Source organism: Streptomyces colonosanans, assembly GCF_001866645.1.
Classification (GTDB): domain Bacteria; phylum Actinomycetota; class Actinomycetes; order Streptomycetales; family Streptomycetaceae; genus Streptomyces; species Streptomyces colonosanans.
In genome coordinates, this window is sequence record NZ_MLYP01000092.1 from 46,125 (window position 1) to 73,042 (window position 26,918).

At 69.7% G+C, this 26,918-nt stretch carries 22 protein-coding genes; 9 read left to right on the forward strand and 13 right to left on the reverse strand.

Going from position 1 to position 26,918, the window contains the following annotated elements:
* The first annotated feature begins 7 nt into the window (after positions 1-7).
* On the forward strand, positions 8-772 hold the full coding sequence (locus BIV24_RS28565) for a prepilin peptidase (RefSeq protein WP_071369355.1): 765 nt from the start codon (positions 8-10) through the stop codon (positions 770-772).
* A gap of 16 nt (positions 773-788) precedes the next feature.
* Here the strand turns inward: BIV24_RS28565 and BIV24_RS28570 are convergent, their stop codons facing one another.
* On the reverse strand, positions 789-1,139 hold the full coding sequence (locus BIV24_RS28570) for a hypothetical protein (protein WP_071369356.1): 351 nt from the start codon (positions 1,137-1,139) through the stop codon (positions 789-791).
* Between the two features lie 207 nt (positions 1,140-1,346).
* Between BIV24_RS28570 and BIV24_RS28575 the strand changes: the two genes are divergently transcribed.
* The 6 genes from BIV24_RS28575 to BIV24_RS28600 all read left to right on the forward strand — a co-directional run bounded on the left by BIV24_RS28575 (position 1,347) and on the right by BIV24_RS28600 (position 8,653).
* Positions 1,347-1,931: a dihydrofolate reductase family protein gene (locus BIV24_RS28575; RefSeq protein WP_071369357.1), complete on the forward strand. Its 585-nt coding sequence runs from the start codon at positions 1,347-1,349 to the stop codon at positions 1,929-1,931.
* A gap of 90 nt (positions 1,932-2,021) precedes the next feature.
* Positions 2,022-2,786: a class I SAM-dependent methyltransferase gene (locus BIV24_RS28580; protein ID WP_071369358.1), complete on the forward strand. Its 765-nt coding sequence runs from the start codon at positions 2,022-2,024 to the stop codon at positions 2,784-2,786.
* A 686-nt stretch (positions 2,787-3,472) separates the two neighbouring features.
* Positions 3,473-4,246: an isoprenyl transferase gene (locus tag BIV24_RS28585; RefSeq protein ID WP_071369359.1), complete on the forward strand. Its 774-nt coding sequence runs from the start codon at positions 3,473-3,475 to the stop codon at positions 4,244-4,246.
* A gap of 440 nt (positions 4,247-4,686) precedes the next feature.
* Positions 4,687-6,012, forward strand: a complete 1,326-nt coding sequence (phoH2, locus tag BIV24_RS28590) for an RNA 5'-3' helicase PhoH2 (protein WP_071369360.1) — start codon at positions 4,687-4,689, stop codon at positions 6,010-6,012.
* 411 nt (positions 6,013-6,423) lie between these two features.
* Positions 6,424-7,158 carry an aggregation-promoting factor C-terminal-like domain-containing protein gene (locus BIV24_RS28595; RefSeq protein ID WP_071369361.1) on the forward strand — a complete coding sequence of 245 codons (735 nt, stop codon included), beginning with the start codon at positions 6,424-6,426 and terminating at the stop codon, positions 7,156-7,158.
* A 175-nt stretch (positions 7,159-7,333) separates the two neighbouring features.
* Positions 7,334-8,653 carry an AI-2E family transporter gene (locus BIV24_RS28600; RefSeq protein WP_079168600.1) on the forward strand — a complete coding sequence of 440 codons (1,320 nt, stop codon included), beginning with the start codon at positions 7,334-7,336 and terminating at the stop codon, positions 8,651-8,653.
* Between the two features lie 76 nt (positions 8,654-8,729).
* Here BIV24_RS28600 and BIV24_RS28605 read toward each other — a convergent pair whose 3' ends face one another.
* Positions 8,730-9,263: an alkyl hydroperoxide reductase gene (locus tag BIV24_RS28605; RefSeq protein ID WP_071369363.1), complete on the reverse strand. Its 534-nt coding sequence runs from the start codon at positions 9,261-9,263 to the stop codon at positions 8,730-8,732.
* Between the two features lie 3 nt (positions 9,264-9,266).
* On the reverse strand, positions 9,267-9,821 hold the full coding sequence (locus BIV24_RS28610) for a peroxiredoxin (protein ID WP_071369364.1): 555 nt from the start codon (positions 9,819-9,821) through the stop codon (positions 9,267-9,269).
* A 159-nt stretch (positions 9,822-9,980) separates the two neighbouring features.
* Between BIV24_RS28610 and BIV24_RS28615 the strand changes: the two genes are divergently transcribed.
* Positions 9,981-10,943 carry a LysR substrate-binding domain-containing protein gene (locus BIV24_RS28615; protein ID WP_071369365.1) on the forward strand — a complete coding sequence of 321 codons (963 nt, stop codon included), beginning with the start codon at positions 9,981-9,983 and terminating at the stop codon, positions 10,941-10,943.
* Between the two features lie 51 nt (positions 10,944-10,994).
* Here BIV24_RS28615 and BIV24_RS28620 read toward each other — a convergent pair whose 3' ends face one another.
* The 5 genes from BIV24_RS28620 to BIV24_RS28640 form a co-directional block, all read right to left on the reverse strand.
* The gene (locus BIV24_RS28620; RefSeq protein ID WP_071369366.1) at positions 10,995-13,349 is read right to left on the reverse strand and encodes an ABC transporter permease; all 2,355 of its coding nucleotides are present in this window, start codon (positions 13,347-13,349) and stop codon (positions 10,995-10,997) included.
* Positions 13,346-14,035, reverse strand: coding sequence for an ABC transporter ATP-binding protein (locus tag BIV24_RS28625; RefSeq protein WP_071369367.1), 690 nt, complete (start codon positions 14,033-14,035; stop codon positions 13,346-13,348). Before BIV24_RS28625 ends, BIV24_RS28620 begins: the two co-directional genes overlap by 4 nt.
* A complete protein-coding gene (locus BIV24_RS28630; RefSeq protein WP_071369368.1) occupies positions 14,032-14,556 on the reverse strand; it encodes a PadR family transcriptional regulator in 525 nt (174 codons plus the stop codon). Before BIV24_RS28630 ends, BIV24_RS28625 begins: the two co-directional genes overlap by 4 nt.
* Positions 14,557-14,802: 246 nt before the next feature.
* Positions 14,803-15,051 carry a type II toxin-antitoxin system antitoxin gene (locus tag BIV24_RS28635; protein ID WP_071369369.1) on the reverse strand — a complete coding sequence of 83 codons (249 nt, stop codon included), beginning with the start codon at positions 15,049-15,051 and terminating at the stop codon, positions 14,803-14,805.
* Entirely contained in the window at positions 15,048-15,983 is a 936-nt protein-coding gene (locus BIV24_RS28640) for an SPFH domain-containing protein (protein ID WP_071369370.1), read from the reverse strand. The genes BIV24_RS28635 and BIV24_RS28640 overlap by 4 nt, the downstream gene beginning before the upstream one ends.
* Positions 15,984-16,209: 226 nt before the next feature.
* Here BIV24_RS28640 and BIV24_RS28645 point away from each other — a divergent pair, with 226 nt between their 5' ends.
* The gene (locus tag BIV24_RS28645) at positions 16,210-18,567 is read left to right on the forward strand and encodes a transglycosylase domain-containing protein (protein ID WP_071369371.1); all 2,358 of its coding nucleotides are present in this window, start codon (positions 16,210-16,212) and stop codon (positions 18,565-18,567) included.
* A 110-nt stretch (positions 18,568-18,677) separates the two neighbouring features.
* On the opposite strand, the gene BIV24_RS28650 is transcribed toward BIV24_RS28645, so the two are convergent.
* The 5 genes from BIV24_RS28650 to BIV24_RS28670 form a co-directional block, all read right to left on the reverse strand.
* Positions 18,678-20,141 (reverse strand): catalase, encoded by a 1,464-nt coding sequence (locus BIV24_RS28650; protein ID WP_071369372.1) that lies wholly within the window; start codon positions 20,139-20,141, stop codon positions 18,678-18,680.
* A gap of 291 nt (positions 20,142-20,432) precedes the next feature.
* The gene (locus BIV24_RS28655) at positions 20,433-22,556 is read right to left on the reverse strand and encodes a SpoIIE family protein phosphatase (RefSeq protein ID WP_071369373.1); all 2,124 of its coding nucleotides are present in this window, start codon (positions 22,554-22,556) and stop codon (positions 20,433-20,435) included.
* Positions 22,557-22,824: 268 nt separating this feature from the next.
* Positions 22,825-23,517 carry a cytidylyl-2-hydroxypropylphosphonate hydrolase gene (fomD, locus tag BIV24_RS28660; RefSeq protein WP_079168602.1) on the reverse strand — a complete coding sequence of 231 codons (693 nt, stop codon included), beginning with the start codon at positions 23,515-23,517 and terminating at the stop codon, positions 22,825-22,827.
* Between the two features lie 104 nt (positions 23,518-23,621).
* Positions 23,622-25,007 carry a class II fumarate hydratase gene (locus BIV24_RS28665; protein WP_071369375.1) on the reverse strand — a complete coding sequence of 462 codons (1,386 nt, stop codon included), beginning with the start codon at positions 25,005-25,007 and terminating at the stop codon, positions 23,622-23,624.
* A 229-nt stretch (positions 25,008-25,236) separates the two neighbouring features.
* Positions 25,237-26,865 carry an FG-GAP repeat domain-containing protein gene (locus BIV24_RS28670; RefSeq protein ID WP_342745292.1) on the reverse strand — a complete coding sequence of 543 codons (1,629 nt, stop codon included), beginning with the start codon at positions 26,863-26,865 and terminating at the stop codon, positions 25,237-25,239.
* Positions 26,866-26,918: the final 53 nt, after the last annotated feature.

The following is a 26,918-nucleotide window of genomic DNA, read 5'->3' on the forward strand; positions in this document are numbered from 1 at the left end:
CGGGCCCATGACCGCCGGGCTCACGCCCCATAAGGTCTGCCAGGTGTACGCCCTGCTGATCACCGCCGCCCTGTGGGGAGCCGCCACCGGACTGCTCGTCCTGCGGGCCGCCCACCGGCTGTCCGTCGAGCCGGAAGAGCCATGGCGCCAGGACTGCCCCTCGGGCCACGCCTTCGGACCGGGACCGCGCGGATGGCTCGGCCCCGCCCACTGCGCCTCCTGCGTACCGGCGCCCGGCCGCGTCTGGACCGCCCCGCTCGTCACCGGCCTCGGCTGCACGGCGCTCGCCTGGGCGGCGGGCGTACGGCCGGAACTCGCCGTGTGGCTGCTGCTGGCGCCGCTGCTGGTGCTGCTGGCGACCGTGGACATACGGGTCCACCGGCTCCCCGACCAGCTGACGCTCCCGCTCGCTGTCATCACACCGCTGCTGCTCGGCATCATGGCCCTGCTGCCCGGGCACGGCGGCTCCTGGCCGATCGCGCTGCTCGGCGGACTCACCCTGGGCTGCGCCTACCTCGTACTGTTCCTGATCAACCCCAACGGCCTCGGCTTCGGCGACGTCAAACTGGCCGTGCCGCTCGGGGTCGCACTCGGCTGGTACGGGTGGGAAGTGCTGTTCCTCGGTGCCTTCGCCGGCTTCCTGCTCGGCGCCGTGTACGGACTCGGCCTCCTGGTCCTGCGCCGGGCGGGCCGCAAGAGCGCGATCCCGTTCGGCCCGTTCATGATCTGCGGCGCCACGGCAGGCCTGCTTCTCGGGGCCCTGGCAGCCTGAACATCCCCCTCCTGGGTCAGCTCGGCCAGTCCACCAGTGACAGGAAGAGGATCAGGGAGATCAGCACGGTGCCGATCGGCAGAAGGGCGAAGAGCCAGCGGCGTTCGGCCCTCTCGTCACTGACCAGACACCAGCTGACGATCAGCAGGGCCAGAGAAGCGGCAAGGCCCACCTGAAGCACCGTGAAGGCGGTGTCGAAGCTCATGTCGAACCGCTTGGCGTCCGCGTCATTGCAGGAGTCGCAGGCCATGGGGCTGAGCCCGCCTACGGCGAGAGCGATGAGGCCGACAGGGAGCGTGAGAACGGTCCCGACCAGGGGAGCGACCCACGCACCCTGCACCCGGTTCCTCGGTGTGTTGTCCAACATGCGCCCCACCCAACCGGAAGCAGGCGGGGCGGCACATCAGTACTCGTACTCAGGTCACCTTCGGTACGCACGCGGCGTAGCCGGAGCGGATCGAGCGGCGAGGCGGCGGCAGCCTTCCGTACCGAAGCGCGTGGCAACCAGGCCCCGCGCCGCCCCCTCTGAGTACCGTGGGCCCCGAGCCCGGGACCGAGGTCGGCGAGGTGTGCGATGAGAAAGATCATCCTGATGATGTCCATGTCCCTGGACGGGTACATCGAAGGTCCGGACCGTGAGATCGACTGGCACGTGGTCGACGACGAACTGCACCAGCACTTCAACGACGTCCTGAAGAACATGGGCGCCTTCCTCAACGGACGCGTCACCTACCAGCTCATGGCCGACTACTGGCCGGGCGCCGACCGCGACCCGGCCGCATCCGCACCCGTGGTCGAATACGCCCGGATCTGGCGGAACATGCCGAAGGTCGTGTTCTCCCGGACCCTCCAGCACGCCGACTGGCACACCACCATCGTGCGGGACGTCGTCGCCGAGGACATCCGCGTGCTCAAGGAGCAGGACGGCGGCGACCTCGCACTCGGCGGCGCCGACCTCGCCGCCGAGTTCCTGCGGAACGACCTCATCGACGAGTTCCGGATCTACGTCCACCCCGTCCTCGTCGGCCGCGGCAAACGACTCTTCCCCGAAGCCGACGCCCACACCCTGACATCCCTGCGGCTGATGCACTCCCACCGGTTCGGCAACGGCGTCGTGCTCCTTCACTACGAGCACGCCGCGACGGTCACCACCCGGTAGACACCCGAGCGTCGCCACACCCGCCGGGTCGGGGCCGGTACCGCGGAAAATCCGTCGCGGCTCCTCCCGACCCCCTGGAAGGATCGCGGCATGACCTCCGGCCGTACCTTCGAAGACCTCGTGCGCGAAGCCGTCGACGCCTCCGTCGACGGCTGGGACTTCTCCTGGTTCGAGGGCCGGGCCACGGAGGAGCGGCCCCCATGGGGGTACGCGCGGTCGATGGCGGACCGGCTCGCGCACGCGTCCGCCGCGCTCGACATCCAGACCGGGGGAGGAGAGGTCCTCTCCTGCGCCCCGACGCTGCCGCCGCTCACCGTCGCCACCGAGGGCTGGCCGCCGAACGTCGCCAGGGCGACCGCCCTGCTGCACCCGCGCGGCGCCGTGGTCGTGGCCTCACCGGAGGACGCGCCGCTGCCGTTCGCGGACGCCGCCTTCGACCTCGTCACCAGCCGGCACCCGGTCCGCACGTACTGGCACGAGATCGCCCGCGTCCTGTGCCCGGGCGGCACGTACTTCTCCCAGCAGATCGGCCCGGCCAGCGCCTTCGAGGTCGTCGAGTACTTCCTGGGGCCGCAGCCCGAGGAGGTCCGCACCGGCCGCGACCCGCGGCGCGCGCAGGCCGAGGCCGAGGCGGCGGGCCTCGAGGTGACCGACCTCCAAGAGGCACGGCTGCGCATGGAGTTCCACGACATCGGCGCCGTCGTCCACTTCCTGCGCAAGGTGATCTGGATGGTCCCGGGATTCACCGTGGAGCAGTACGAGCCCCGGCTCCGGTCCCTGCACGAGCGGATCGAGACCGAGGGGCCCTTCGTCGCCCACAGCACCCGCTTCCTGATCGAGGCCCGCAAGCGCTGATGCGCGTGAGCAAAACCACGCGGGCGGTACCGCACCGCGGCGGGGTCAAGCGCGCGTTCCTGCCGCGGGTCACCCACCCGGGGTATGGGGCGACAAGGTGACGACTGTCTCACCGGCACGCGGAAGCCACGCGAACACCTCGGGATCCGGCCGGATCACCCGGGCATGCGCTGTGAATCGGCCAAGATGACGCGCTGAACGAGCGCCTCCGTGGCCACCGCCACGTCGCCGCACGATTTCGGAGAGTAGTTGTGGCGCGCCGATGGACGCAGCATCACTCACGAAGGGTTATGGTGGGAACCCCCCCTCGGGCCGGTCCGTCTCCCCCCCACGGACCGGCCCGTTTTCTTTCCCCTCATTCGCGCCCCCCTCGCGCGCCCCTCCCTCTGGCCCGCCAGACCGCCCTTCGCGCGTCCTCCGTACGGCCCGCCCGGCCGCCCGCCACACCACGTCCGGCACCCTCACTCCCGGACGAAGGTTCCCCGTATCCCCGTCCGGAACCGGACGGGAAACCGCCGTTTCCGCCTGCGAAATCAGGACGGACCCCCGACGCCTTTGGCGAGAGGCCCGCGTTCTCCGGAGGTAGGCTTCGGCTCCGGGGACCGCCATCCGACGGGGACCGCCATCTGACGGGGATCGCGCACGCCCGTACCTGATCTGATCTGCACGGAGGGGCTGACAATCACGTGAACCTGCGCGACAAGCTGCGCGGTCTGCTGGTCAGGCTGTACGCACGCCGGGTGGAAGGCCACCTGGACCACGCTCAGGTGCCCAAGCACATCGGCGTCATCATGGACGGCAACCGTCGCTGGGCGAAGGCGGCGGGCTCGACCACCGCGCAGGGCCACCGGGCCGGGGCCGACAAGATCGAGGAGTTCCTCGGCTGGTGTGCCGAGACGGACGTCGAGGTGGTCACGCTGTGGCTGCTGTCGACGGACAACTTCGACAGGCCTGCCGAGGAACTGGGCCCGCTCCTCGGCATCATCGAGGACGTCGTCCGCTCCCTCGCCGCCGACGGCCGCTGGCGCGTGCACCACGTGGGCGCGCGCGACCTGCTCCCCTCGCCGATGCAGAACGCCCTCAAGGAAGCCGAGGAGTCCACCGCCCACGTCGACGGGATACTCGTCAACGTCGCCATCGCCTACGGCGGACGCCAGGAGATCGCCGACGCCGTGCGCTCCATGATGCTCGACGCCAAGGACAAGGGCACCTCGATGGAGGACCTCGCCGAGTCCGTCGACATCGACATGATCGGCAAGCACCTCTACACCAGCGACCAGCCCGACCCCGAGCTGGTGATCCGTACCAGTGGCGAGCAGCGCCTGTCCGGCTTCATGCTCTGGCAGACCGCCCACTCGGAGTACTACTTCTGCGAGGTCTACTGGCCGGCCTTCCGCAAGGTCGACTTCCTGCGCGCGCTGCGTGACTACGCTGCGCGACACCGCCGCTTCGGCGGCTGATCACTCCCCGCCACGGCCCGCCGGGCACCCCTCGCCACGGCGGTCCGGGCACGAGTCAGGGCGGGCCGGGCACGAGTCAGGGCGGTCCGGGCATTCCCGTCACCGCGGCCGGGCACCCCGCACACTCCGGAACGTTCTTCACCCGTTCAGGGGGCAGACGTCCCCGATGAGTTCACCGAGGCGCCAGCGCACGCCGTGGCATGGCGGCGCATGTTCGAGGGCATAAGGGAAGCAGGTCGACACCCGAACCACGGGTGTCGTATCTCAGTGGACGGCACAGGGCCGTCCACCCGGGAGGCCCTTTGCACCCAGCCCGACCGTGTGGTCACCGCACGGAGGAAGCGGCGGAGGGCCGGTTCCCGGCCCGCGCATCGCGGCCGGCAACCGGTCCAGGTCCTACTCGTCGCTCCCCGACCTCATCCGAGGGGGTACGTCCTTCCGTGGTGACCAGCGCAAAGCGCCCCAAGCCAGACCGGCGCACCTATGTTCTCGACACCAGCGTCCTGCTGGCCGACCCGAACGCCATGAGCCGCTTCGAGGAGCACGAGGTCGTGCTCCCGATCGTCGTGGTCACGGAGCTGGAGGCCAAGCGGCACCATCCCGAACTCGGCTACTTCGCCCGGCAGGCCCTGCGCCTGCTGGACGACTACCGCGTGAGTCACGGCCGCCTCGACGCCCCCATCCCGATCGGTGACCTCGGCGGGACCCTCCGGGTCGAGCTCAACCATTCGGACCCCGGTGTCCTGCCCACCGGCTACCGCCTGGGGGACAACGACTCCCGCATCCTCGCGGTCGCCCGCAACCTGCAGGCCGAGGGGTTCGACGTCACCGTCGTGTCGAAGGACCTCCCGCTCAGGATCAAGGCGTCCTCCGTCGGCCTCATCGCCGAGGAGTACCGGGCGGAGCTGGCCATCACGGACTCCTCCGGCTGGACCGGGATGTCCGAGCTGACGCTGCCCGGTGAGCAGGTCGACATCCTCTTCGAGGAAGGGCACGTGCACGTCCCCGAGGCCGCCGGCCTCCCCGTGCACACCGGCCTGCGGATCCGGTCGGAGCGGGGGAAGGCGCTGGGGCGGGTGACGCCCGAGGGCATGGTCCGCCTGGTGCGCGGGGACCGGGAGGTGTTCGGCATCAAGGGCCGCAGCGCCGAGCAGCGGATCGCCCTCGACCTGCTGCTCGACCCGGACGTCGGGATCGTGTCGATGGGCGGCCGGGCCGGCACCGGCAAGTCGGCGCTGGCGCTGTGCGCGGGCCTGGAGGCGGTGCTGGAGCGCAGGCAGCACCGGAAGGTGATGGTCTTCCGGCCGCTGTACGCGGTGGGCGGGCAGGAACTCGGCTATCTGCCGGGCACCGAGGCCGAGAAGATGAGCCCCTGGGCACAGGCGGTCTTCGACACGCTGTCCGCGGTCACCAGCCGCGAGGTCATCGAAGAGGTCACCGCCCGCGGCATGCTGGAGGTCCTTCCGCTCACCCACATCCGCGGCCGCTCGCTCCACGACGCCTTCGTGATCGTGGACGAGGCCCAGTCGCTCGAACGGAACGTCCTGCTGACCGTTCTGTCCCGGATCGGACCGAACTCACGGGTCGTTCTGACCCATGACGTGGCCCAGCGGGACAACCTGCGGGTCGGCCGGTACGACGGAGTCGTCGCCGTCGTGGAGAAGTTGAAGGGGCATCCGCTCTTCGCGCATGTCACCCTCACCCGGTCCGAGAGGTCCAGGATTGCCGCGCTTGTGACCGAAATGCTGGAAGACGTACCGATGTGACCTGATCACCCAATACGTGGTAGCTACTTGCCAGTTGGCGCCGTTCGGCAAAAATGGAAAGCCTAGCCGGGCGGCGCCTTCGCGTGTGGCGGATTCCGGGAATCCCCCGGACCAAGGGGATGTGAGCTTTCACACGCAACGCGGAATTGCCACCCGGTGTCGGGTTGCGGCAGAGTCTCGTTCCTGTCAGGCCCCGCATACGGCACAGCGGTACCCCCAGCGGTAGCGCGCAACCAAAGCACCAACTCCATAGAGCCGTCGTATGCCGCCCGAGCTTCACGCTGCGCTTCCTTGAGGGGAGTTGCCCACCGGGCCCGTGCCTCCCGTGACCCCGCTGTTGGGAGGCCAGTGTCAAGGGCACGATTGCGTCCGCCAGGGTCACCGAAGCGGGCGATGCTGGAAGGAAACCGTGTGAGCCGCATTTCGGTCCGGGGATTCGCAGTGGTCTCGGCCACGGCGGTCACCGCTGTCGGAAGCGTCGTCGGAGTCGCCTCGGGCAGCATGGCCCAGCCCAACGACGCCGAGGCGACGGCAAACGACTCGACGCTCCTCCTCGCGGACATCCCCGCCGGAGAGCAGGCCCAGGTACAGACCGCGTCCCTGACGCAGCAGGCCGACGTCCAAGCCATCGCCGCGGACGCGAGCGCCAAGAAGGACGCCGAGGCGACGGCCCGCAAGCAGGCGGCTGCCGACGCGATCGCGAAGCAGCAGGCCGCCAAGAAGGCCGAGGAGGACGCCAAGGCACGCAAGGAGGCGGCGGAGAAGGCCAGCCGCGCCGCCGCGCGCGCCAAGGCCGAGGCCACCACCGCCAGCGCCAGTGCCAGCGCTTCCAGCTTCCCCGTCCAGAGCTCGTACACCGTCGCGCAGATCCAGGCGATGGCGCGCCAGATGGTGCCGGCCGGCCAGTTCCAGTGCTTCAGCAACATCGTGGACCACGAGTCGAGCTGGAACTACCACGCCGTCAACGCCTCCTCCGGTGCGTACGGTCTCTTCCAGGCGCTCCCGGCCGGCAAGTACGTCTCCGCCGGTGCCGACTGGCAGACCAACCCCGCCACGCAGATCAAGTGGGGCCTCAACTACATGAACGGCCGTTACGGCAGCCCCTGCCAGGCCTGGTCGTTCTGGCAGGCCAACCACTGGTACTGAGCCGGGAGCCCCCCGCCCGCGCGCGGTCGCTCAACCTCACGAAGCCCCTCACCGTCTAACGGTGAGGGGCTTCGGTTGTTCACGCTCGTAGGCCCTCTCCATGTACCGTCGGAACGGACGACTCCAGGGGGGAGTGGTGAGAAGCACCCGGGTACACGGGGGAAGAGGACGGTTCATGTCACAAGTGCCAGGGTGGCTCGGGCGGATCGGCACCGGTCTTACCCAGATGGGTGAGCGGCTGGACGAACGCCGCGCCGAGGTCGAGAAGGAGCACACCGAAGGCGACCCACCCCCGGTGGTGGACCATGTCCCGCCACCCCCGGCATACGCCCCCGATGTACCGCCGCAGGCGCGCCCGCACCCCGTCGAGGCGGTGCCCTGGGGCGTAAGGGTGGCGGCCGAGGCGGGCTGGCGGCTCCTGGTCCTCGCGGGCACGGTCTGGATGCTGATGCGGGTCATCAGCTCCGTACGGCTGGTGGTGCTGGCTTTCGTGGCCGCGCTGCTCATCACGGCGCTGCTGCAGCCGGCCGTGGCGCGACTGACCCGCTACGGAGTCCCGCGGGGGCTGGCGACGGCGATGACCGCGGTCCTCGGCTTCGTCGTCATGGGCCTGATCGGGTGGTTCGTGACCTGGCAGGTGATGGAGAACATCGACTCGCTGTCCAGCCAGATCCAGAACGGCATCGACGAGCTGCGCAAGTGGGCGCTGAACGGCCCCTTCCATGTCACCGACAAGCAGATCAACGAGATCGCGAAGAACCTGCGGAACGCGGTCGGCGCGAACACCGACCAGATCACGTCGGCGGGTCTGGAGGGCGTCACGGTCGTCGTGGAGTCGATGACGACCATCCTCCTGACGATGTTCTCCACCCTCTTCCTGCTGTACGACGGCCGGCGCATCTGGGAGTGGACGCTGAAGCTGGTGCCGGCGGCGGCGCGCCCGGGCGTGGCCGGCGCGGGCCCGCGGGCGTGGCGCACGCTGACGGCCTACGTCCGCGGCACGGTGATCGTGGCCATGATCGACGCGATCTTCATCGGTCTGGGGATCTACTTCCTGGACGTCCCGATGGCCGTGCCGCTCGCCGTCTTCATCTTCCTGTTCTCCTTCATCCCGCTGGTGGGCGCGGTCGCGTCGGGCGCGCTGGCGGTGGTGGTGGCGCTGGTCACCCAGGGCGTCTTCACCGGCGTCATGACCCTGGTCGTGGTCCTCGCCGTCCAGCAGATCGAGGGGCACGTCCTGCAGCCGTTCATCCTGGGCCGGGCGGTGCGGGTGCATCCGCTGGCGGTGGTCCTGTCGGTGGCGGCCGGAGGCATGGTCGCGGGCATCGGCGGCGCGGTGGTCGCGGTGCCCCTGGTGGCGGTGGCGAACACCGTGGTGGGCTACCTGCGCACGTACTCGCCCGTGGTGCCAGCCGTCCAGGCACCCCAGGCGGCGGCCCCGGAACCCGCGGCGCCCGAGCCCGCGGCTGCTGCGTCGTCCAACAGCCCGGCGTAGCGAATCCTCGCCCCGGAACGGCATCGGCCCCCGTCCACCCTGAGGTGGACGGGGGCCGATGGGTTGCGGTCGCGGACTACTCCGCGAGGACCGCCTCCGCGTCCAGCGTCACGCCGACGGCCTGGATCACCGAAGCGATCTTGAAGGCCTCCTGGACGGTCTCACGGGACATGCCCGCCTTGACCAGCACCTGCTCGTGCGAGTCCAGGCACATGCCGCAGCCGTTGATCGCCGACACCGCGAACGACCACAGCTCGAAGTCGACCTTCTCGACGCCGGGGTTGCCGATGACGTTCATCCGCAGACCCGCGCGCAGGGTGCCGTACTCGTGGTCCGACAGCAGGTGGCGCGTGCGGTAGAAGACGTTGTTCATCGCCATGATGGCGGCCGCGGACTTCGCCGCGGTGTACGCCTCCGGCGTGAGGTTCGCCTTCGCCTCGGGCTCCAGCTCGCGCAGCACGATCGGCGAGCGCGACGCGATCGCCGTGGCCAGCACGGTGCCCCACAGCTGCTGCGCCGGGAGGTCGGAGTTACCGATGACCGAACCCAGGTTGAGCTTCAGGTCCTTGGCGTAGTCCGGGACGGCGGACTTCAGGGAGTCGAGGGACACGACTCACTCACCGGCCAGCAGCTTGACCGCGTCGAGGGTCTCGTCGCCCTTGCTCCAGTTGCACGGGCACAGCTCGTCGGTCTGCAGGGCGTCCAGGACCCGCAGGACCTCCTTGGGGTTACGGCCGACGGAGCCGGCGGTCACCATGGTGAACTGGATCTCGTTGTTCTGGTCCACGATGAAGACCGCACGCTGCGCGAAGCCGTCCTCACCCTCGATGCCCAGGGCGCGCATCAGCTCGTGCTTCGAGTCCGCCATCATCGGGAACGGCAGGTCGTGCAGGTCCGCGTGGTCCTTGCGCCAGGCGTGGTGCACGAACTCGGAGTCACCGGAGAAGCCGAGGACCTGGGCGTCACGGTCGGCGAACTCCTCGTTCAGCTTGCCGAACGCGGCGATCTCGGTCGGGCACACGAAGGTGAAGTCCTTGGGCCAGGCGAAGACGATCTTCCACTTGCCCTCGTAGGTCTTGTGGTTGATCTGCTCGAACTCCTTGCCCTTCTCCAGCGAGACGCAGGCGGTCAGTTCGAACTCGGGGAACTTGTCACCGACAGTGAGCACGTGCTCTCCTTGCAGCGAAGAAACACCCCGGTCTCAAGGCGTTTCTCAATGGGTTGGACTACATCGATCCTGACACAGGTGCATTGATTCGGGAAATAGCTACACTTGGTCATGTTGATCGGTGATGTCTATCAGTGACTGTAAGTAAGGAGTACGCCCATGGCCGGGCCCAGGACCCACGGGCGCCGTCAGCCCAGTCTCGCCCAGCTGCGCGCCTTCTCCGCCGTCGCCGAGCACCTCCACTTCCGGGACGCCGCCGCGGCCATCGGCATGAGCCAGCCCGCGCTGTCGGGTGCCGTCTCCGCCCTGGAGGAGGTCCTCGGTGTCACGCTCCTCGAGCGCACCACCCGCAAGGTGCTCCTCTCGCCCGCCGGCGAGCGCCTCGCCGTCCGGGCCAAGGCGGTGCTGGACGAGGTCGGCGCGCTCATGGAGGAGGCCGAGGCCGTCCGGGCCCCCTTCACCGGGGCGCTGCGGCTCGGCGTGATCCCGACCGTCGCACCGTACCTCCTGCCCACCGTCCTCAGGCTCGTCCACGACCGCTATCCGCAGCTCGACCTCCAGGTCCATGAGGAGCAGACCGCCAGCCTGCTCGACGGTCTCACCAGCGGCCGTCTCGACCTGCTGCTGCTCGCCGTGCCCCTGGGAGTGCCGGGCGTCGTCGAACTCCCGCTCTTCGACGAGGACTTCGTGCTCGTCACCCCGCTCGACCACCGGCTCGGCGGGCAGGAGGGCATACCCCGCGACGTGCTGCGCGAGCTGAACCTGCTGCTCCTCGACGAGGGGCACTGCCTGCGCGACCAGGCCCTCGACATCTGCCGCGAGGCCGGCCGGCGGGACGCGCCGGTGACCACGACCGCTGCCGGACTGTCCACCCTCGTCCAGTTCGTCGCCGGCGGACTCGGCGTCACCCTGCTGCCGCGTACCGCCCTGAAGGTGGAGACCACCCGCAGCGACCAGTTGCTCACCGGCTCCTTCGCGGCCCCGGCGCCGACCCGGCGCATCGCCCTCGCCATGCGCGCGGGCGCCGCGCGGGCGGCGGAGTACACGGAACTGGCCGAGGCGCTCCGCGGAGCGCTCCGGCCGCTGCCCGTACGGGTGTTGGACGCCGAAGCGTCGACCTGAGGCGCGCGTGCGGGCCCCTCCCCGGCGGGGGCCCGCACGCGCGGCCGGCGACTACTCGGTGCGCAGACCGTCCGGCCGCATCAGCCGCAGCAGCGGCGGAAGGCTGCACAGCGTCACCAGCAGCACGACTCCCGCGCCGATGCCGACCATGCTCAGCACGCTCGGCCAGTGGACGCTCACCGTCTCGGCCGTCATCTTCAGCAGCACCGCCCCCAGCGTCAGCCCCACGGCCGAGGCCAACAGCAGACCCAGCGTGATCGGGATGGCCGTCTGCCACAGCACCGACAGACTCAGGGTGCGCCGCCGGGTGCCGAAGGCGACCAGCGCGGACAGCAGCTTCTTGCGCTCGCGCAGCTGCTCCAGTTGCGACACCAGCAGGCTCGCGCCGATCAGCAGCAGCACACAGGTGACGCCGATGAGCAGGCCGATGCGGATCTTGACGAACTTCGTGGACTGCTCGGTGGACGCCCAGACCGTCGTGTTCGCGAACAGGTCCGCGGTCACCGCCGTGTTGCGCACCTGCTCCTTGACGTACGGCACGGACTCGTCGAGGGAGAGGTAGATCTCTCCGCTGAGCGCCCCGGAGGCCTGGGCCGGCAGTGCGCTCGGTGTCATCAGGAAGCCTTCGCGCTCCATGCCGTTGGGGTCCTTGATGACACGGGCGTGCTTCAGGTCCTGCGGCACCGTCCACTTCACGTCGAGGGCGGTGCCCGAGACTTCGGAGGTGCCCAGGTGCAGCGTCCGGCCGGGCTTCGCCAACACCTTGGTGTCGCCGCCGTCGTTCCGGCTGCTGCGCAGGGCGAAGACGTCACCGTCGTGGCAGGAGGGCAGGTCCGCTGTCTCGCGCAGCGCCGCGCAGTCGCCGATGGCGACCTGGACCATGCGCTGGGGTCCGTCGGCGGAGCGCCAACTGATGTTGCCCATACTGCCGATACCGAGCGCCGTGACCTTACGTACGCCCTTGAGGGCGGCGAACTTCTCGGTGACCGGGGCGAGCGGGATCCCGGGCGTTGTATTCACCTGCATCTGCGCCCGGTCGAGGTCCTTCCCGGTGTCCTTGGTGTAGTCGCCCTCGATGCCCGCGAAGAGCATCTGCAGGGCGATCGCCCCGGCCACCGCGACCGCGATGCCGTTCACCGGGCGGGTTGCCATTCCACTGCTCATTTGCAGCCGCCGTACGGCCAGTTGCCAAGCCACCCCGCCCCCGCCGAGGCGCCCGACGACCGCCTCCACGACCCAGGGCAGCAGGGCGGTCACGCCGGCCAGCAGCAGCAGGATGCCACCGATCACCAGGAGCTGGTTGAAGTTCCCCTGGTCGCGGCCCTGGCCGAACATCGGGTAGAGCATGGCCAGTCCGGCCAGCGGCAGCAGCAGCCGCCACCACAGTCGGCGCCGCGCGGGCTTGGCCGTGCGGACCACGCCGAGCGGCTCGATGACCACCCCGCGCATCGCGAGCAGGGTGACCAGCACCGCGGCCGCCGGGACGGCGACCGCGACCAGCGCTGCCAGCGCGGGCGTGGGGTTGAGGTCGCCGGGGAACACGCTGATGTCCTGGATCTGGACCGAACCGGCGGCCTCACGGCCGATCAGGAAGAAGACCGTGCCGAAGACCAGTCCGAGCAGCGAGCCCGACAGTGCCTCGCCCGCCGCGATCCGGCGGGTCATCCGGCTGTCGGAGCCGACCAGGCGCAGTGCGGCCAGCCTGCGGTCGCGCCGCTCTCCGCCGAACCGCACGGCCGCGGCGATGAACACCGCCACCGGCGTCAGCAGCACCACGAAGACGACCAGGACCAGCAGGATCAGTACCGGGTCCAACCTCGTGGACGTCTGGTCCGTGGCTCCGAACGCGTCGAGCCGGGCCACCTCCCAATCCTTGCCGATGCGCTGTTCCAGGTCGTCCGCGCCGGCGTAGTAGGCGAGTTCCTGCGAGCCGATGAGTCCGCTCTCGCCGATCGTCCCCACCACCCGGTACGGAAGCCGCTCGCGCAGCAACTTTCCGTCACTGGAGTCGAGCAGTTCCCTCAGCGCGGGGGAGACGATCATGTCGCCGGCGGCCGGGTACTTCGTCAGGCCGGGCGCGAGCGTAGCCCGCGGCCCGTCGGGCTGCACCAGCCGGCCGCGGACGTTCTTGTTGTCGTAGGTCGTGTCGAGCTTGGCGATCACCAGGGTGTTGTCGGTCTTCGGCCGCTCGGGGTTGTCGTAGTGGGACGGGTAGTCCGCGCGGGCATTGCCCCGCTGCTCCCGTGCCGTCAGCGCGCTCGGGATCGCGGTCGTCAGCAGCAGCAGTGCCACGCCGAGCCCCACGCCGACGGCCGTCAGCAGCACCCGGATCCAGCCCTCGCGCCCGCCGGTGAAGGCGAACTTGGCCCCCATGCGCAGATCGCGGGCCCACTGGCGCACGCTCATATGGCGCGCTCCATGTCCCGGGACTTCCCGTCGCGCACGACGATCTCGCGGTCGGAGTACGCGGCCACCCGTGCCTCGTGCGTGACGAGCACGACGGCGGCGTTGGTGGACCGGGCGGCGTCCGTGAGCAGTTCCATCACGCGCTCGCCGTTGAGGGAGTCGAGCGCGCCGGTCGGCTCGTCGGCGAACAGCACGCGCGGGTCGGTGACCAGCGCGCGGGCGACGGCGACCCGCTGGCCCTGACCGCCGGACACCTCGCCCGGCCGCTTCCGGCCCAGGTCGTCGACCTCCAGCCGCTGCATCCAGGAGAGCGCGGCGCGCTCGGCCGCCTTGCGCGGGGTGCCGTTCAGGCGCAGCGGCAGGGCCACGTTCTCCACACAGGTCAGCTCGGGCACGAGCTGACCGAACTGGAAGACGAACCCGAACTCCGAGCGCCGAAGCGCGCTGCGCTGGGCGTCGGACATGGTGGACATCTCACGGCCGTCGTAGGTGATCGAGCCGGAGTCGGGCGTGACGATCCCGGCGAGGCAGTGCAGCAGCGTGGACTTGCCGGAGCCGGAGGGACCCATGACGGCGACGACCTCGCCGGGGTGAATGGAGAACTCGGCGCCGTCCAGCGCGTTGGTCGGGCCGTAGGCCTTGCGCAGGTTGTCGGCCGCCAGCAGGGCGCCAGGGGGAGGAGTCACCGGGTTACCGCCTCACGGAGCTTGTCGAGGCGCGCGGCGGTGAGCTCGAGCCACCGCAGGTCGGCCTCCAGATGGAACAGGGCGTGGTCGCAGATCAGCTGGTCCGCCAGGTCGCCCCTGCGCTTGCGTTCGGTCAGGATCCGCATGCTGCGCAGATGCTCGGCGCGCTGGGTGTCGAGGATGTCGGCGGCGTCGCGGTGGGTGAGCAGGGCCAGGACGACCTTGGTGTAGAGGGTCGACTGGAGGTACAGCTCGGGCTTCTCGGGGGTGGCCAGCCACTGCTCGACATCCGTGATGCCGGCCTCGGTGATGGCGTAGCGCTTGCGTTCGGGGCCGCCGCCCGTCTCGATCCCGTCGACTTCGACGAAGCCGTTCTTCAGCAGTCGGGACATCGTCGAGTAGACCTGGCCGTAGTGCAACGGCCGGTCGTGACCGAACTTCTCGTCGAAGGCCCGCTTCAGGTCGTAACCATGACGAGGCCCGGACTCCAGGAGTCCCAGGAGGGTGTGACCGATGGACATGGGAGCACTCTACACACGGTGTATACATGGTGTGTATACAGGGTGCGTATAGAGCGTGATGAGGGCGCGTTTTTGCTGGTAGGGCCCAATGTCACAGTTCTTTCGCTGCCTCTGCTCCCGCCTGCCCGGCCGGAACCGCGGGGCGGGAGCGTGGAGGGTGTGCGGTCACCGCTGAGGGCCGGGGCGCGGGAGTGCGGCGGGTGTGCGGTCTCCGCCGGCGACCGGGGCCGGAGCCCCGGCCGGTGGCTATGCCTCGGGATCCTCGGAAGCCGGCGGGCGCCCGCGGCGGGGGATCGGCTTCGTGCCGCCCGGCAGGCGCCCCGCGTCGGCCAGTGCCCTGCGCAGCAGGAACTCGATCTGGGCGTTGGCCGAGCGCAGCTCGTCCGACGCCCAGCGCGCCAGCGCCTCGTACACCAGCGGATCGAGCCGCAGCAGCACCTGCTTGCGCTGCTGCGGCCGACGTCGGGGGGCCGGGCCCTCGGAGGGAGCCGTCACTGGTAGAGGGACCCCGTGTTGAGGACGGGCTGCGGCGCCCTGTCCCCGCACAGCACCACCATCAGGTTCGACACCATCGCCGCCTTCCGTTCCTCGTCCAGTTCCACGATGTCCTGCTCGGCGATCCGGGCGAGCGCCGCCTCGACCATCCCCACCGCACCGTCGACGATCTCGCGCCGCGCGGCGACCACCGCGCCGGCCTGCTGCCGCTGCAACATCGCCGAGGCGATCTCGGGAGCGTACGCGAGATGCGTGAAGCGCGACTCGATGATCCGCACCCCGGCGGCCTCCACGCGCGCGTGCAGTTCGATGCCGAGCTTCTCGGTGATCTCCTCCGCGTTGCCCCGCAGTGAGAGCCCGCCCTCCTCGTGGGCGTCGTACGGGTACTCGATGGCGATGTGTCGCACGGCCGCCTCGGTCTGCGTGGAGACGAACTCCAGGAAGTCATCCACCTCGAAGGTGGCCTGCGCGGTGTCCTCGACCTTCCAGACCACCACCGCGGCCAGCTCGATCGGGTTCCCGTAGGCGTCGTTGACCTTGAGGACGGCGGTCTCGTGGTTGCGGACGCGGGTCGAGATCTTCGTACGGGAGGTGAACGGGTTCACCCAGCGCAGCCCGTCCTGCCGGATCGTGCCCCGGTAGCGCCCGAAGAGCTGGACGACCCGGGCCTCGCCCGGCGCGACCATGTTCAGGCCGCACATCGAGATGAACGCGGCGAGACCGGTCAGGACGCCGACGGTGATCAGTGCGGCCTTGACCCCGGGCGCGCCGGCCATCGCGCCGACGACCGTCAGTCCGGCACTCAGCGCCAGCCCGGCCAGCCCGAGCAGCAGCGCAAGCCCACCGCCGATGCTGTGCGCCGTGAACTCCCGGACCCGCGGAGCGGGCATCGCCGGTATGTCGGTGGTGGCGGAAGCGTCCTGTGACGACATGAGTGTCCCCCCGGTTCGTGCTGCAATGGCTAGCTAAGTGATAACACTTTACCGGGCCGGGCAACCTTCCGCTCCTCCCGGTGGTCGGTTCCGGTGAGGCAGGTGCTGTTTGTCACGTCCGTAAAAGGCGGGATCGGGAGCCCTTTGTCATACAAGGCGGTGTTAGCTTTCTGAGCTGGCGTGTGCCCTATGTGACACCTGAGAGCGGAGCGGAGCGGATCGACTCATGGGACGAGCGGACGAGAGACGAGCGCGACAGGGCGGTGGCCGCCGCGCGACGCCCAGGCGCTCGCCCGGGACGGTCGGCTCCGCACCGGCCGGCACCAGGGCCGCGGCGCGCGGCAAGAGCGGGAAGAGCGGTATACGCAGGTTCTTCACCTGGAAGAGCGTTCTCGGCTCGCTGTTCGGCCTCGTGCTGCTCGGCATGGGCGCGTTCGTCGTGATGTACATGCTGATCGACATCCCGGCGGGCAACGCCACGGCCCAGCAGCAGAGCAACGTGTACAAGTACAGCGACGGCTCGATGCTCGCCCGCACCGGCAAGCTCAACCGCGAGAACGTCGACCTCGCCAGCATCCCCAAGGACGTCCAGCGCACCTTCGTCGCGGCCGAGAACAAGAGCTTCTACACGGACTCCGGCGTCGACCTGAAGGGCACGACCCGTGGTCTGCTCAACACCCTCTCCGGCAAGGGCGCGCAGGGCGGTTCGACGATCACCCAGCAGTACGTCAAGAACTACTACCTGAACCAGGACCAGACCGTCTCGCGCAAGCTGAAGGAACTGGTCATCTCGCTGAAGCTGGACCGCCAGAAGTCCAAGGACTACATACTCGCGGGCTACATCAACACCAGCTACTACGGCCGCGGTGCCTACGGCATCCAGGCCGCCGCGCAGGCGTACTACCGCAAGGACGCCAAGGACCTCACGGTCGAGGAGGGCGCATACCTGGCGGCGCTGCTCCAGGCGCCGAACCAGTACGACTGGGCGATCGCCAGCGACACGGGCAAGAAGCTGGTCCAGGAACGCTGGAACTACGTCCTGAACAACATGGTCGAGCAGCACTGGCTGGACGCCGGCAAGCGCCAGGCCATGAAGTTCCCGGTGCCGAAGACGCCCAAGGCGGCGCCCGGCATGGAGGGGCAGACCGGCTACCTGGTGAGTGCGGCCAACGCGGCTCTGGAGCGGCAGCTCGTCGCCCAGGGCACCGCCTCCAACCTCGGTGACGCCGAGGCGATGGTGACGGCGGGCGGCTGGACCATCACGGTGAACATCGACAAGAAGAAACAGACCCAGCTGGAGCAGGCCGTCAAGGACACGCTCACCAGCAAGCTGGACCCGCACAAGCGCCCCGTCGACGGTGACGTCCAGGCCGGTGCCGCGTCCGTCGATCCGAAGACGGGCAAGGTCGTCGCGCTCTACGGCGGCGAGAACTACGTCAAGCACTACATCAACAACGCGACCCGCCGCGACTACCAGCCCGCCTCCACCTTCAAGCCGCTGATCCTCGCGGCCGCCCTGGAGGAGGAGGCCAAGACGCAGGACGGCCGGGCGATCAACCCGAACACGATCTACGACGGCACGAGCGGTCGCCCGGTCAAGGGCAGCGAGATCGGATTCGCCCCACCGAACGAGGACGACCAGAACTACGGCGACATCACCGTCCAGACGGCGATGAACAAGTCCGTGAACTCCGTCTTCGCGCAGATGGGCGTCGACGTCGGCATGGACAACGTGCTGAAGGTCGCGAACTCGCTCGGCATGGACACCAAGGGTCTGCCCGCCGTGCCCGCGCAGACCCTCGGCACCATGGGCGCGAGCCCGCTGGAGATGGCCGGCATCTACGCGACCCTCGACAACCACGGCAGGAAGGTCACCCCGGCGGTCGTCAAGTCGGCCGAGCACAAGGACCGCACGGTCACCTTCCCGAACCCGGTCGGCGACGAGGTCATCAGCCGCGAGGCCGCCGACACGGTCACCTCGGTGCTCACCGGCGTGGTCGACGACGGTACGGCCCGGGTGTCGGTGCGCGACAACCCGGCGCGCAACGGCCAGCAGGTCGCCGGCAAGACGGGTACGTCCGACAACAACAAGTCCGCCTGGTTCACGGGCTACACGCCGGACCTCGTCACCTCGGTCGGCCTGTTCGGCGAGGGTGCGAATCCGCCGCACAAGCAGGTCACCCTGACCGGCGCCACGGGCCTCCTCCCGGGCAAGGGCCGCGTCAACGGAGGCGGCTACCCGGCGCAGATCTGGGCCGCGTACACCTTCGGGGCGATGGGCGAGGTCAGCAAGTTCGACCTGGAGACCACGCAGGGCGCGGCGGTCCAGCCGACCACGCAGCCGCCGACGATCACGCAGTCGCCGACCACGGAGCCGCCGACGACGCCGGCCACGCAGTCGCCGACGTCCGAGCCGCCGACGCACACGCCGTCGTCGTCGACGCCGACCACGGAGCCGCCGACGGAGCAGACGCCGACGACGGAGGCTCCGACGACACCGGAGACCTCGCCGACCTCGACGCCGGACAACCCGACTGACCCGCTCAAACCGAACAAACCGAACAAACCGAACAACAAGGAATGACACGAGGGGTGCCCGGCGGCCTGGCCGCCGGGCACCCCTCGTGTCACCGGAAGACCGAGCGCCCCTGTCCCGTTCTGCATGGGACAGGGGCGTACCGGAAGCGGGCCCGTTCAGCCGCCGTTGATGTTGTGGGCGATGCGGTCGCCGAGCTTCTTGTCGACGTTGCGCCAGTACTGCAGCGCGCGGTCCAGGACGGGTCGGCTGACGCCGTTCTTCAGATGGCCGGTGATGTTGGAGACCAGCCGGTCGCGGGCCGCGTCGTCCAGTACCTGGCGGACCATGGTGCCCGCCTGGCCGAAGTCGTCGTCCTCGCTGTGCAGCCTGGTGGCCTCGCGGACCATCTCGCCGGCCGTCTGCCAGCCCGCGATGTCGCCGAACCGGTCGGTGTCCGCGTCCGGGCCGCCGTACGAGTTGGGCGCGTACGGGGCGCCGGTGCGCGCGGGCTCGTAGCGCATCGGGCCGTCCTTGGCATACGAGCGCACCTGCGAGTGCGGCCGGTTGGGCGGCAGCTGCGTGTAGTTCGGACCGATGCGGTAGCGGTGCGTGTCCGGATACGAGAAGAGCCGGCCGAGCAGCATCTTGTCCGGGGACGGGCCGATGCCCGGCACCATGTTGGACGGTTCGAACGCGGCCTGCTCGATGTGGACGAAATAGTTCTCCGGATTCTTGTTGAGGGTCATCCGGCCGACCTCGATCAGCGGGTAGTCGCCGTGCGGCCACACCTTGGTCAGGTCGAACGGGTTGAAACGGTAGTCCGGCGCGTCGTCGAACGGCATCACCTGCACACGGACCGTCCAGGACGGGTGGTCGCCGCGCTCGATCGCCTGGAACAGGTCCCGGCGGTGGACGTCGGGCTCCTCGCCCGCGAGGCGGTCCGCTTCCTCCTGGGTGAGGAAGTCGATGCCCTGGTCGGTCTTGATGTGGTACTTGACCCAGAACTTCTCGCCGCCGCCGTTGACCCACATGTAGGCGTGGGAGGAGTACCCGTTCATGTTGCGGTACGTCTTCGGGATGCCGCGGTCCCCCATGAGCCACGTCACCATGTGCGCGGACTCGGGGGAGAGGGTCCAGAAGTCCCACTGCATGTTGTTGTCGCGCAACCCGTTGTCGGGGCGGCGCTTCTGGGAGCGGATGAAGTCCTGGAACTTCTGCGGATCACGGATGAAGAAGATCGGCGTGTTGTTGCCGACCATGTCGTAGTTTCCGTACTCCGTGTAGAACTTGAGCGCGAAACCACGCGGGTCGCGCCAGGTGTCGGGGGAGCCCTGCTCGCCCGCCACGGTCGAGAAGCGCGCCAGCATCTCCGTGCGCTTCCCGGGCTGGAACAGGTCAGCCTTGGTGAACTGGCTGACATCATTAGTGACTTCGAAGATCCCGTACGCGCCACTGCCCTTGGCGTGCACCACCCGCTCGGGGACCCGCTCCCGGTTGAACTGGGCCATCTTCTCGATCAGGTAGTGGTCCTGGAGCAGGATGGGGCCGTCGGATCCCACGGTCAGCGAGTGCTCATCGCTCTCGACCGGGATCCCGGAGTTGGTGGTGGTGTAAGGAACCTGCTGGGGTGCCTGGGCCACGAGCGTCCTCCCGTCAAGACTGAGAGAGTCGGTCAGGTCGCTTCGCTCACCCCAGCAGTCAACTCCGGCAACGGGATATCGGCAACTTTTGGACGGGATCCAATTCGGGAACCGATTCGGGGTTACCTTCGGGATCCCCTTCCGATTCCCCTCCGGACTCGGCGCAAGGGCAGGCTCCGGGGCCGCCCTCAGCCGCGGTTCAGCTCGAACCAGACCACCTTTCCGGTGCTCAGCCGGGTCGCGCCCCAGCGCCGGGCCAGCCGGTTGACCAGGTAGAGACCACGCCCGCCCTCAGCCGCGGTTCAGCTCGAACCAGACCACCTTTCCGGTGCTCAGCCGGGTCGCGCCCCAGCGCCGGGCCAGCCGGTTGACCAGGTAGAGACCGCGCCCGCCCTCGTCCGTGGCCCGCGCCTGCCTCAGGCGCGGCAGCTGCGGTACGTCGTCACCGACCTCGCAGCGCAGCACCTCGGTGCGCAGCAGCCGCAGCGTGACCGGCCGTGACGCATAGCGCACGGCATTGGTCACCACCTCGCTGACCAGCAGCTCGACCGAGTCCGTCAGCTCCTCCATGCCCCAGCGGGCAAGCGCCCTGCGGGCCAGCCGCCGGGCCCGGCTCGGGGCCGCGTCCTCCGGCTCCAGGAACCAGTACGCGACATCGCTCGGCGCGATCCCGTCGAAGCGGGCGGCCAGCAGTGCGATGTCGTCGTCACGGTCGCCGGGACCGAGCATGTCGAGCACCTCGTCGCACAGCGCCTCCAGCGGCGGCGGGTGGTCGATGCCGGTCAGCCGGGCGGTCGCGGCGAGCTTCTCCCGCAACTGCTCTATACCGGTCCACACGTCCCGCAGACGCGACTCGACGAGCCCGTCGGTGTACAGCAGAAGGGTCGCCCCGGCCGGTGCGTCCAGCTCCACCGCCTCGAAGTCCACCCCGCCCACGCCGATGGGGGCGCCGGCCGGTACCCGCAGCACCTCGGCCCGGCCACCCAGGTGCAGCAGGACCGGCGGCGGGTGCCCGGCGTTCGCGATGGTGATCCGGTGCGAGACCGGGTCGTACACCGCGTACAGGCAGGTCGCCATGCGGTCGGTGCCGAGCCGCTGGGCCTGCTCGTCGAGATGGTGCAGCACCTCCTGCGGCGGCAGGTCGAGACCGGCGAGCGTCTGGGCCGTCGTCCGCAGCTGCCCCATGATCGCGGCGGAGGTCATGGAGTGGCCCATGACGTCACCGACCACCAGCGCCACCCGGCTGCCCGGCAGCGGAATCGCGTCGTACCAGTCGCCGCCGACCCGCGCGGTCTCGGCGGCCGGAAGATAACGGGACGCCAGCCGTACACCCGTCGGATTCGGCAGGGTCTCCGGCAGCATCGTCCGCTGCAACTCGTCCGCGATGTACGCCTCGCGGCCGTACAGCACCGCCTTGTCGATGCCGAGAGCGCTGTGCGTGGCGAGCTGGGCGGCGACCAGCAGGTCGTCCGCCTCGAAGGCCATGCGCTCCGGGCGGCGCAGGAACAGCGCGGCGCCGATGACCCGGCGGCGGCCCCGCAGCGGCGCGAGGATCGCGCGCCGGCCCGCGGGGATCGGGAGGTCGTCGCCGAGCAACTCGGGCAGCGCGGCACGGGCGGAGGGAGCGTCCGCGAACACGGGCCGTACTCCGCGCAGCACCTCGGCGAGCGCGCCACCGGGCCGCACCTCGCACAGTTCGTTGCTCCGCGCCGCGAGGCCCGAGGGCTCCGCTGCCGGCACCGGCAGGATCCCGTCCTCCAGGTCCCGGTCCTGCGGGATCCGGTCGGTGCGCCGCAGCCGCAGCACCAACGGCCCGGTGGGCCGCTCGTCGCCCACGGGCAGCGGGTCGCGCAGATAGACGAGGATCGCGTCCGAGAAGGTCGGCACGGTGGCCCGGCACAGGCCCATCACGATTTCGTCGAGATCGATACCGCGGGCGATCCGCCGGGTCGCGGCGCCCACGAAGCGCAGCCGGTCCCCGTCGCGCCGCATGGGCATGGGGCCGCTCGGCGGCGACTGGCCGGTGCGCCGGTCCTTGCCGCCGGGCGGGGCGGCGGGACGGTCCTCGCCGCCGTTCTGCTGGGCAGGAATGCCTTCGGAAGCGGGGCGCGGCCGGTGCGTGCCGGGCTTGTCGGCACCGGACTCGTCGGTGGCGGGCTGGGAGTGCTCGGTGCCGTCCGCCGCGGGCGGCGGGGCGGACGTGCCGCCCTGGTTCCCGGACGGTTCGTGCTGGGCGCAGGGCACCGGCGCGGCGGGCGTGTCGCCCGACCGGGGCTGAGCGGGTAACGCCGTGGCCGGAGAGGTCTGCGGCGGCTCGGGGGTACGCAGGAGCGCCCCGCGGGGCTCCGTGGGGCCTACGCCCGGCTGGGGGCGCTCATGGGAGGTCGGGTGCTCCGTCACGCCTGTCGAATCCATCCGTCCGGGGCTGCACGCCGTGCGTGCAGTTCGTCCCGCAGAAATGCCGATACCCGGAATACGTGCCCCAGGAACGGAATTCCCGCGCGGTCACACACGGTCCATGATCCACCGGCCGGCCGGCCGGGAGTGTGGCCCTCGTACCCCTCGCTCACGTCCTGCCGCCCCTCGATGACGTCTGGTCAAGCTCGGCACATACTGCGGGAGTTGCTGTACGCCCTTGCGGAGGAAGATCCTACGGTTGTACCGCGGGGGCGCAACAAGGGTCTCATGAGGTCATGTACGCGGGCGTACGGTTCCAGTCCTCCGGCAGAGGCGGCACCGCCCAGGACGGATCCGGGCGCCAGTGCTGCCAGCCGTCCGCGAACGGCGGTCCCCATGCGCTGATCACCTCCATGGCGGACTGTCCGGCCCCCCTCACCCGGTCGGCGAGCCGAGCGTCCATCAGGCCGTCCCGCTGGGCCTGCGCGAACTCGTCCTCGTCGCGCCAGCCCCAACTGCGGTCCGGATAGACGCAGATGTCCAGGAAGTAGTCCTCGGAGTCGACCCCGCCGGCCCAGCGGGCCAGCGGTGCCTCCAGGTTGACGTACCAGTTCTTGAACCGCCAGCCCGGCTCCCAGAACAGCCACACCGACCAGGGATCGCCGGGCCGTGCCAGCTTGAGCACGCCGGTGCCGAACCAGTGGTCGCGCTGCACGGTCCGCGGCGTGGTGTAGCGGGACTCCAGCGGCTCGGTGTGCACCGGCCTGCCGTCGAACAGGACGGGCTTGACGCACTGGGTACCGGGAGCCAGCCAGACGGCGAGCAGCTCGGAGTCGTCTCGCACGACGGTCACGGGGCGTGCGATGTGGAAGCGCTCACCGGCGTTCTCCCGGTACCGCCACAGGATCTGGTCCCCGGGGGTCCAGTGCGCCACGGACCCGCCCGTCTCCACTCGTCTCACCGCTCCGCCCTCTGCCATGCGCAGATTTTAGGTGCCCCAGGCATACGACGCTGCCGTGGGCGTCGCGGTTCGCTCGGGCGCGGGTATCTCGGTTCGCTCGGGTGCAGGGGGCGGGTCTCACGCTACGGATGTGTCATCCGCAGGACGTCCAGTGCCTCGTCGAGTTGCTCGACCGTGAGGTCGCCGCGCTCCACATGTCCGGATTCCAGGACGACCTGACGGATCGTCTTGCGTTCGGCGAGCGCCTTCTTGGCGACCTTGGCGGCCTCCTCGTACCCGATGTACTTGTTGAGCGGGGTGACGACGGAGGGCGAGGACTCGGCGTATTCGCGGGCGCGTTCGCGGTGGGCGACGATGCCGTCGACGGTGCGGTCGGCGAGCAGTCGCGAGACATTGGCGAGCAGTCGCACGGACTCGAGCACGTTCTTGCCGATCACTGGCAGCATGACGTTGAGCTCGAAGTTGCCGGAGGCGCCGGCGGTGGCGATGGTCGCGTCGTTCCCGATGACCTGGGCGGCGACCATGAGGACGGCCTCGGGGATGACGGGGTTCACCTTGCCCGGCATGATCGAGGAGCCGGGCTGCAGGTCGGGGAGGGCGATCTCGGCGAGCCCGGTGCGCGGGCCGGAGGCCATCCAGCGCAGATCGTTGGAGATCTTGGTCAGCCCGACCGCGATGGTCCTGAGCTGCCCGCTGATCTCGACGATCCCGTCCCGGGCGCCCTGGGCCTCGAAGTGGTCGCGGGCTTCGGTGAGCGGCAGTCCGGTGGCCCGGGCGACCTCGGCGATGACGGCGGCGGAGAAGCCGGGCGGGGTGTTGATCCCGGTCCCGACCGCGGTGCCGCCCAGCGGCAGCTCGGCGAGCCTCGGCAGCGAGGCCGTCAGCCGCTCGACGCCGTACCGCACCTGGGCGGCGTATCCACCGAACTCCTGGCCGAGTGTGACGGGGGTGGCGTCCATGAGGTGGGTCCGGCCCGACTTCACGACATCGGCGAACTCACCGGCCTTCCGTTCGAGGGAGGCGGTGAGGTGTTCGAGGGCGGGGACGAGGTCGCGGGTGACGGCGGAGGTGGCGGCGATGTGGATGCTGGACGGGAAGACGTCGTTGGAGGACTGGGACGCGTTGACGTGGTCATTGGGGTGCACCTCGCGTCCGAGCCGCTCACCGGCGAGCGTGGCGATGACCTCGTTGGCGTTCATGTTGGACGAGGTCCCGGACCCGGTCTGAAAGACGTCGATGGGGAACTGCTCGTCCCACCGCCCTTCGGCGACCTCGGCGGCGGCCTCCTGGATGGCCTCGGCGAGCTCCTTGTCGAGCACGCCGAGCTCCGCGTTGACCTTGGCGGCGGCACCCTTGATGCGCGCGAGCGCCTCGATGTGCGCGCGCTCGAGCCGCTGTCCGGAGATGGGGAAGTTCTCCACGGCCCGCTGAGTCTGCGCCCGCCACTTGGCGTGGACGGGGACCTGCACCTCACCCATGGAGTCGTGCTCGATGCGGTATTCGCTCATACCGGGTACAGCGCGGGGGAGGGGGGAGTTGTTCCGGTGCCGGGGCTCAGTGACCGAGGGCATCGACCCACGCACCCCTTCCGGAGACCGGGCCTCGGTCCCTGGTTCAACGAGCGGGCCGACGACTGGGCCAGAGGGACACCGGGGAAAATTCGAGATCGGCATCAAGGGCCCTGGCACCAGGTATTTGCCGGTGGCAGGGCCCTCCCGTGCGATGACGCGCCGCTGATCAGTTCAGGATGGAGTACGTGCTCCAGCCGCCGCCGATCCTGACCGGGGCGGTGAACTGGCCGCTGCCGTTCGAGGTGTAGAGGTAGAGGCTGCCATTGCGGTCGACACCGAGGAGGTCGGCCTTGCCGTCCCCGTTGATGTCGCCGGGCGTGGCCAGCTTGGTGTAGGTGTTCCAGCCGTTGCCGACGGGGAACGGCGGCAGGAACGGCCGGTTCACGTCGCCCGTACCCCGGTACATGTAGAGCGTGCCCGCGGCGTTGCGGGCCACTATGTCGGCACGGCCGTCACCGGTGAAGTCACCGGAGCCGACGATCACGTTGTACGTGTTCCAGCCGCCGCCGACCTTGACGCGGGCACCGAAACCTCTGCCCGTGCCGTTGCCGGGGTGGACGTACAGGTAGCCGGCGCTGTCGCGGGTCAGCAGGTCGCCCTTTCCGTCGCCGGTCAGGTCGCCGGGGCCGACCGTGATGTTGTAGCTGCCCCAGCTGCTGCCGATCTTGGGAACGTCGTTCGGCGAGTAGCTGTGGTTGTAGACGCCGCCGTCGAACACCTCCAGCAGATCGACCATGGCGTTCTCGTCGAGCGAGGAGACGTAGAGGGGCTTGGCACCCTTCCAGCCGCCGTCGTCGCTCATCTTGTAGCGCGGACTCAGGGTGCCGTTGTTCAGCGACCAGTAGGCCCAGAGCGTGCCCTTGGTGTCGAGCCCGAGAAGGTCGTTCTTGCCGAAGTCCGGGTTGCCACCGGCGCCGGCGAGGAGCGACGCCACGTTCAGACCGGAGCCGCCCTCGACGCGTGGCGCGAGTTCGCCGCCGTTGCCGGTGGCGAGATAGACGTAGACCGTACCGCTCGCCGTGCGGCCGAGCAGGTCACCGCGGCCGTCCCCGTCCAGATCGTCGACGCCGATGATCTGGTTGTAGACCTTCCAGCCACGACCGGTCAGGACGCGTTGCGCGAACGGGGCCGCCTTGGAGCCGGTGCCCGCGTAGAAGAACAGGTCGCCGGAGACGGTCCGGCCATAGAGATCGGCGATGCCGTCCCCGTTGACGTCGTTCGCCCCCACGAGTTGGTCGTACGTGCCCCAGCCCTTGCCGACCAGGACCCGTGCGGCGAACGGGGCTGTGGTCGTGTTGCCGGTGGCCGGGTACAGGTACAGCTCGCCCGAGGGCGTGCGAGCCAGCAGATCGGACCGTCCGTCGCCGGTCAGGTCACCCGGCGAGAAGACCTTGTTGTAGATCTGCCAGCCCTTGCCGGTCCAGGACGCGTGGCCGGTACCGGCCACGGAGCCGCCCGCATGGAACGAGAGAGAGCCGTACGGAGACAGGGTCAGGACATCCGCGACTCCGTCACCCGTCTGGTCGCCGATCGCGATGATGTCCTTGTATGCGGTCGGAACCTTGTCGGGAATGTCGAACGGTGCATCCGCCGTGGCGTTGCTCGGCGAGATGACCAGTTCGGAGCCGTACGTCCGGTAGATCAGGTCGGAGTAGCCGTCACCGTCGAAGTCCGCACGGGGCTTCGCCGGAACGACCGAACCCTCCACCGCTGCCGCCCTCGCCTTCTGGGCGGTGTGCTTCGGGAGCGTCAGGGTCGGCCGCAGTCCCGTCGAGGAGGTGGGCCTCTCGGTCACGGTGCGGTGCGGTGCGGGTGTGTCATCGGCCGAAGCCGGGGCGGCCAGCAGCA

Excerpts from the sequence above, each read along its gene's own strand:
- BIV24_RS28565 (WP_071369355.1), top strand. The coding sequence starts at position 8 with ATGACCGCCGGGCTCACGCCCCATAAGGTCTGCCAGGTGTACGCCCTG.
- BIV24_RS28570 (WP_071369356.1), bottom strand. The coding sequence starts at position 1,139 with ATGTTGGACAACACACCGAGGAACCGGGTGCAGGGTGCGTGGGTCGCT.
- BIV24_RS28575 (WP_071369357.1), top strand. The coding sequence starts at position 1,347 with ATGAGAAAGATCATCCTGATGATGTCCATGTCCCTGGACGGGTACATC.
- BIV24_RS28580 (WP_071369358.1), top strand. The coding sequence starts at position 2,022 with ATGACCTCCGGCCGTACCTTCGAAGACCTCGTGCGCGAAGCCGTCGAC.
- BIV24_RS28600 (WP_079168600.1), top strand. The coding sequence starts at position 7,334 with ATGTCACAAGTGCCAGGGTGGCTCGGGCGGATCGGCACCGGTCTTACC.
- BIV24_RS28615 (WP_071369365.1), top strand. The coding sequence starts at position 9,981 with ATGGCCGGGCCCAGGACCCACGGGCGCCGTCAGCCCAGTCTCGCCCAG.
- BIV24_RS28620 (WP_071369366.1), bottom strand. The coding sequence starts at position 13,349 with ATGAGCGTGCGCCAGTGGGCCCGCGATCTGCGCATGGGGGCCAAGTTC.
- BIV24_RS28630 (WP_071369368.1), bottom strand. The coding sequence starts at position 14,556 with ATGTCCATCGGTCACACCCTCCTGGGACTCCTGGAGTCCGGGCCTCGT.
- BIV24_RS28640 (WP_071369370.1), bottom strand. The coding sequence starts at position 15,983 with ATGTCGTCACAGGACGCTTCCGCCACCACCGACATACCGGCGATGCCC.
- BIV24_RS28645 (WP_071369371.1), top strand. The coding sequence starts at position 16,210 with ATGGGACGAGCGGACGAGAGACGAGCGCGACAGGGCGGTGGCCGCCGC.
- BIV24_RS28655 (WP_071369373.1), bottom strand. The coding sequence starts at position 22,556 with ATGGATTCGACAGGCGTGACGGAGCACCCGACCTCCCATGAGCGCCCC.
- fomD (WP_079168602.1), bottom strand. The coding sequence starts at position 23,517 with ATGGCAGAGGGCGGAGCGGTGAGACGAGTGGAGACGGGCGGGTCCGTG.
- BIV24_RS28665 (WP_071369375.1), bottom strand. The coding sequence starts at position 25,007 with ATGAGCGAATACCGCATCGAGCACGACTCCATGGGTGAGGTGCAGGTC.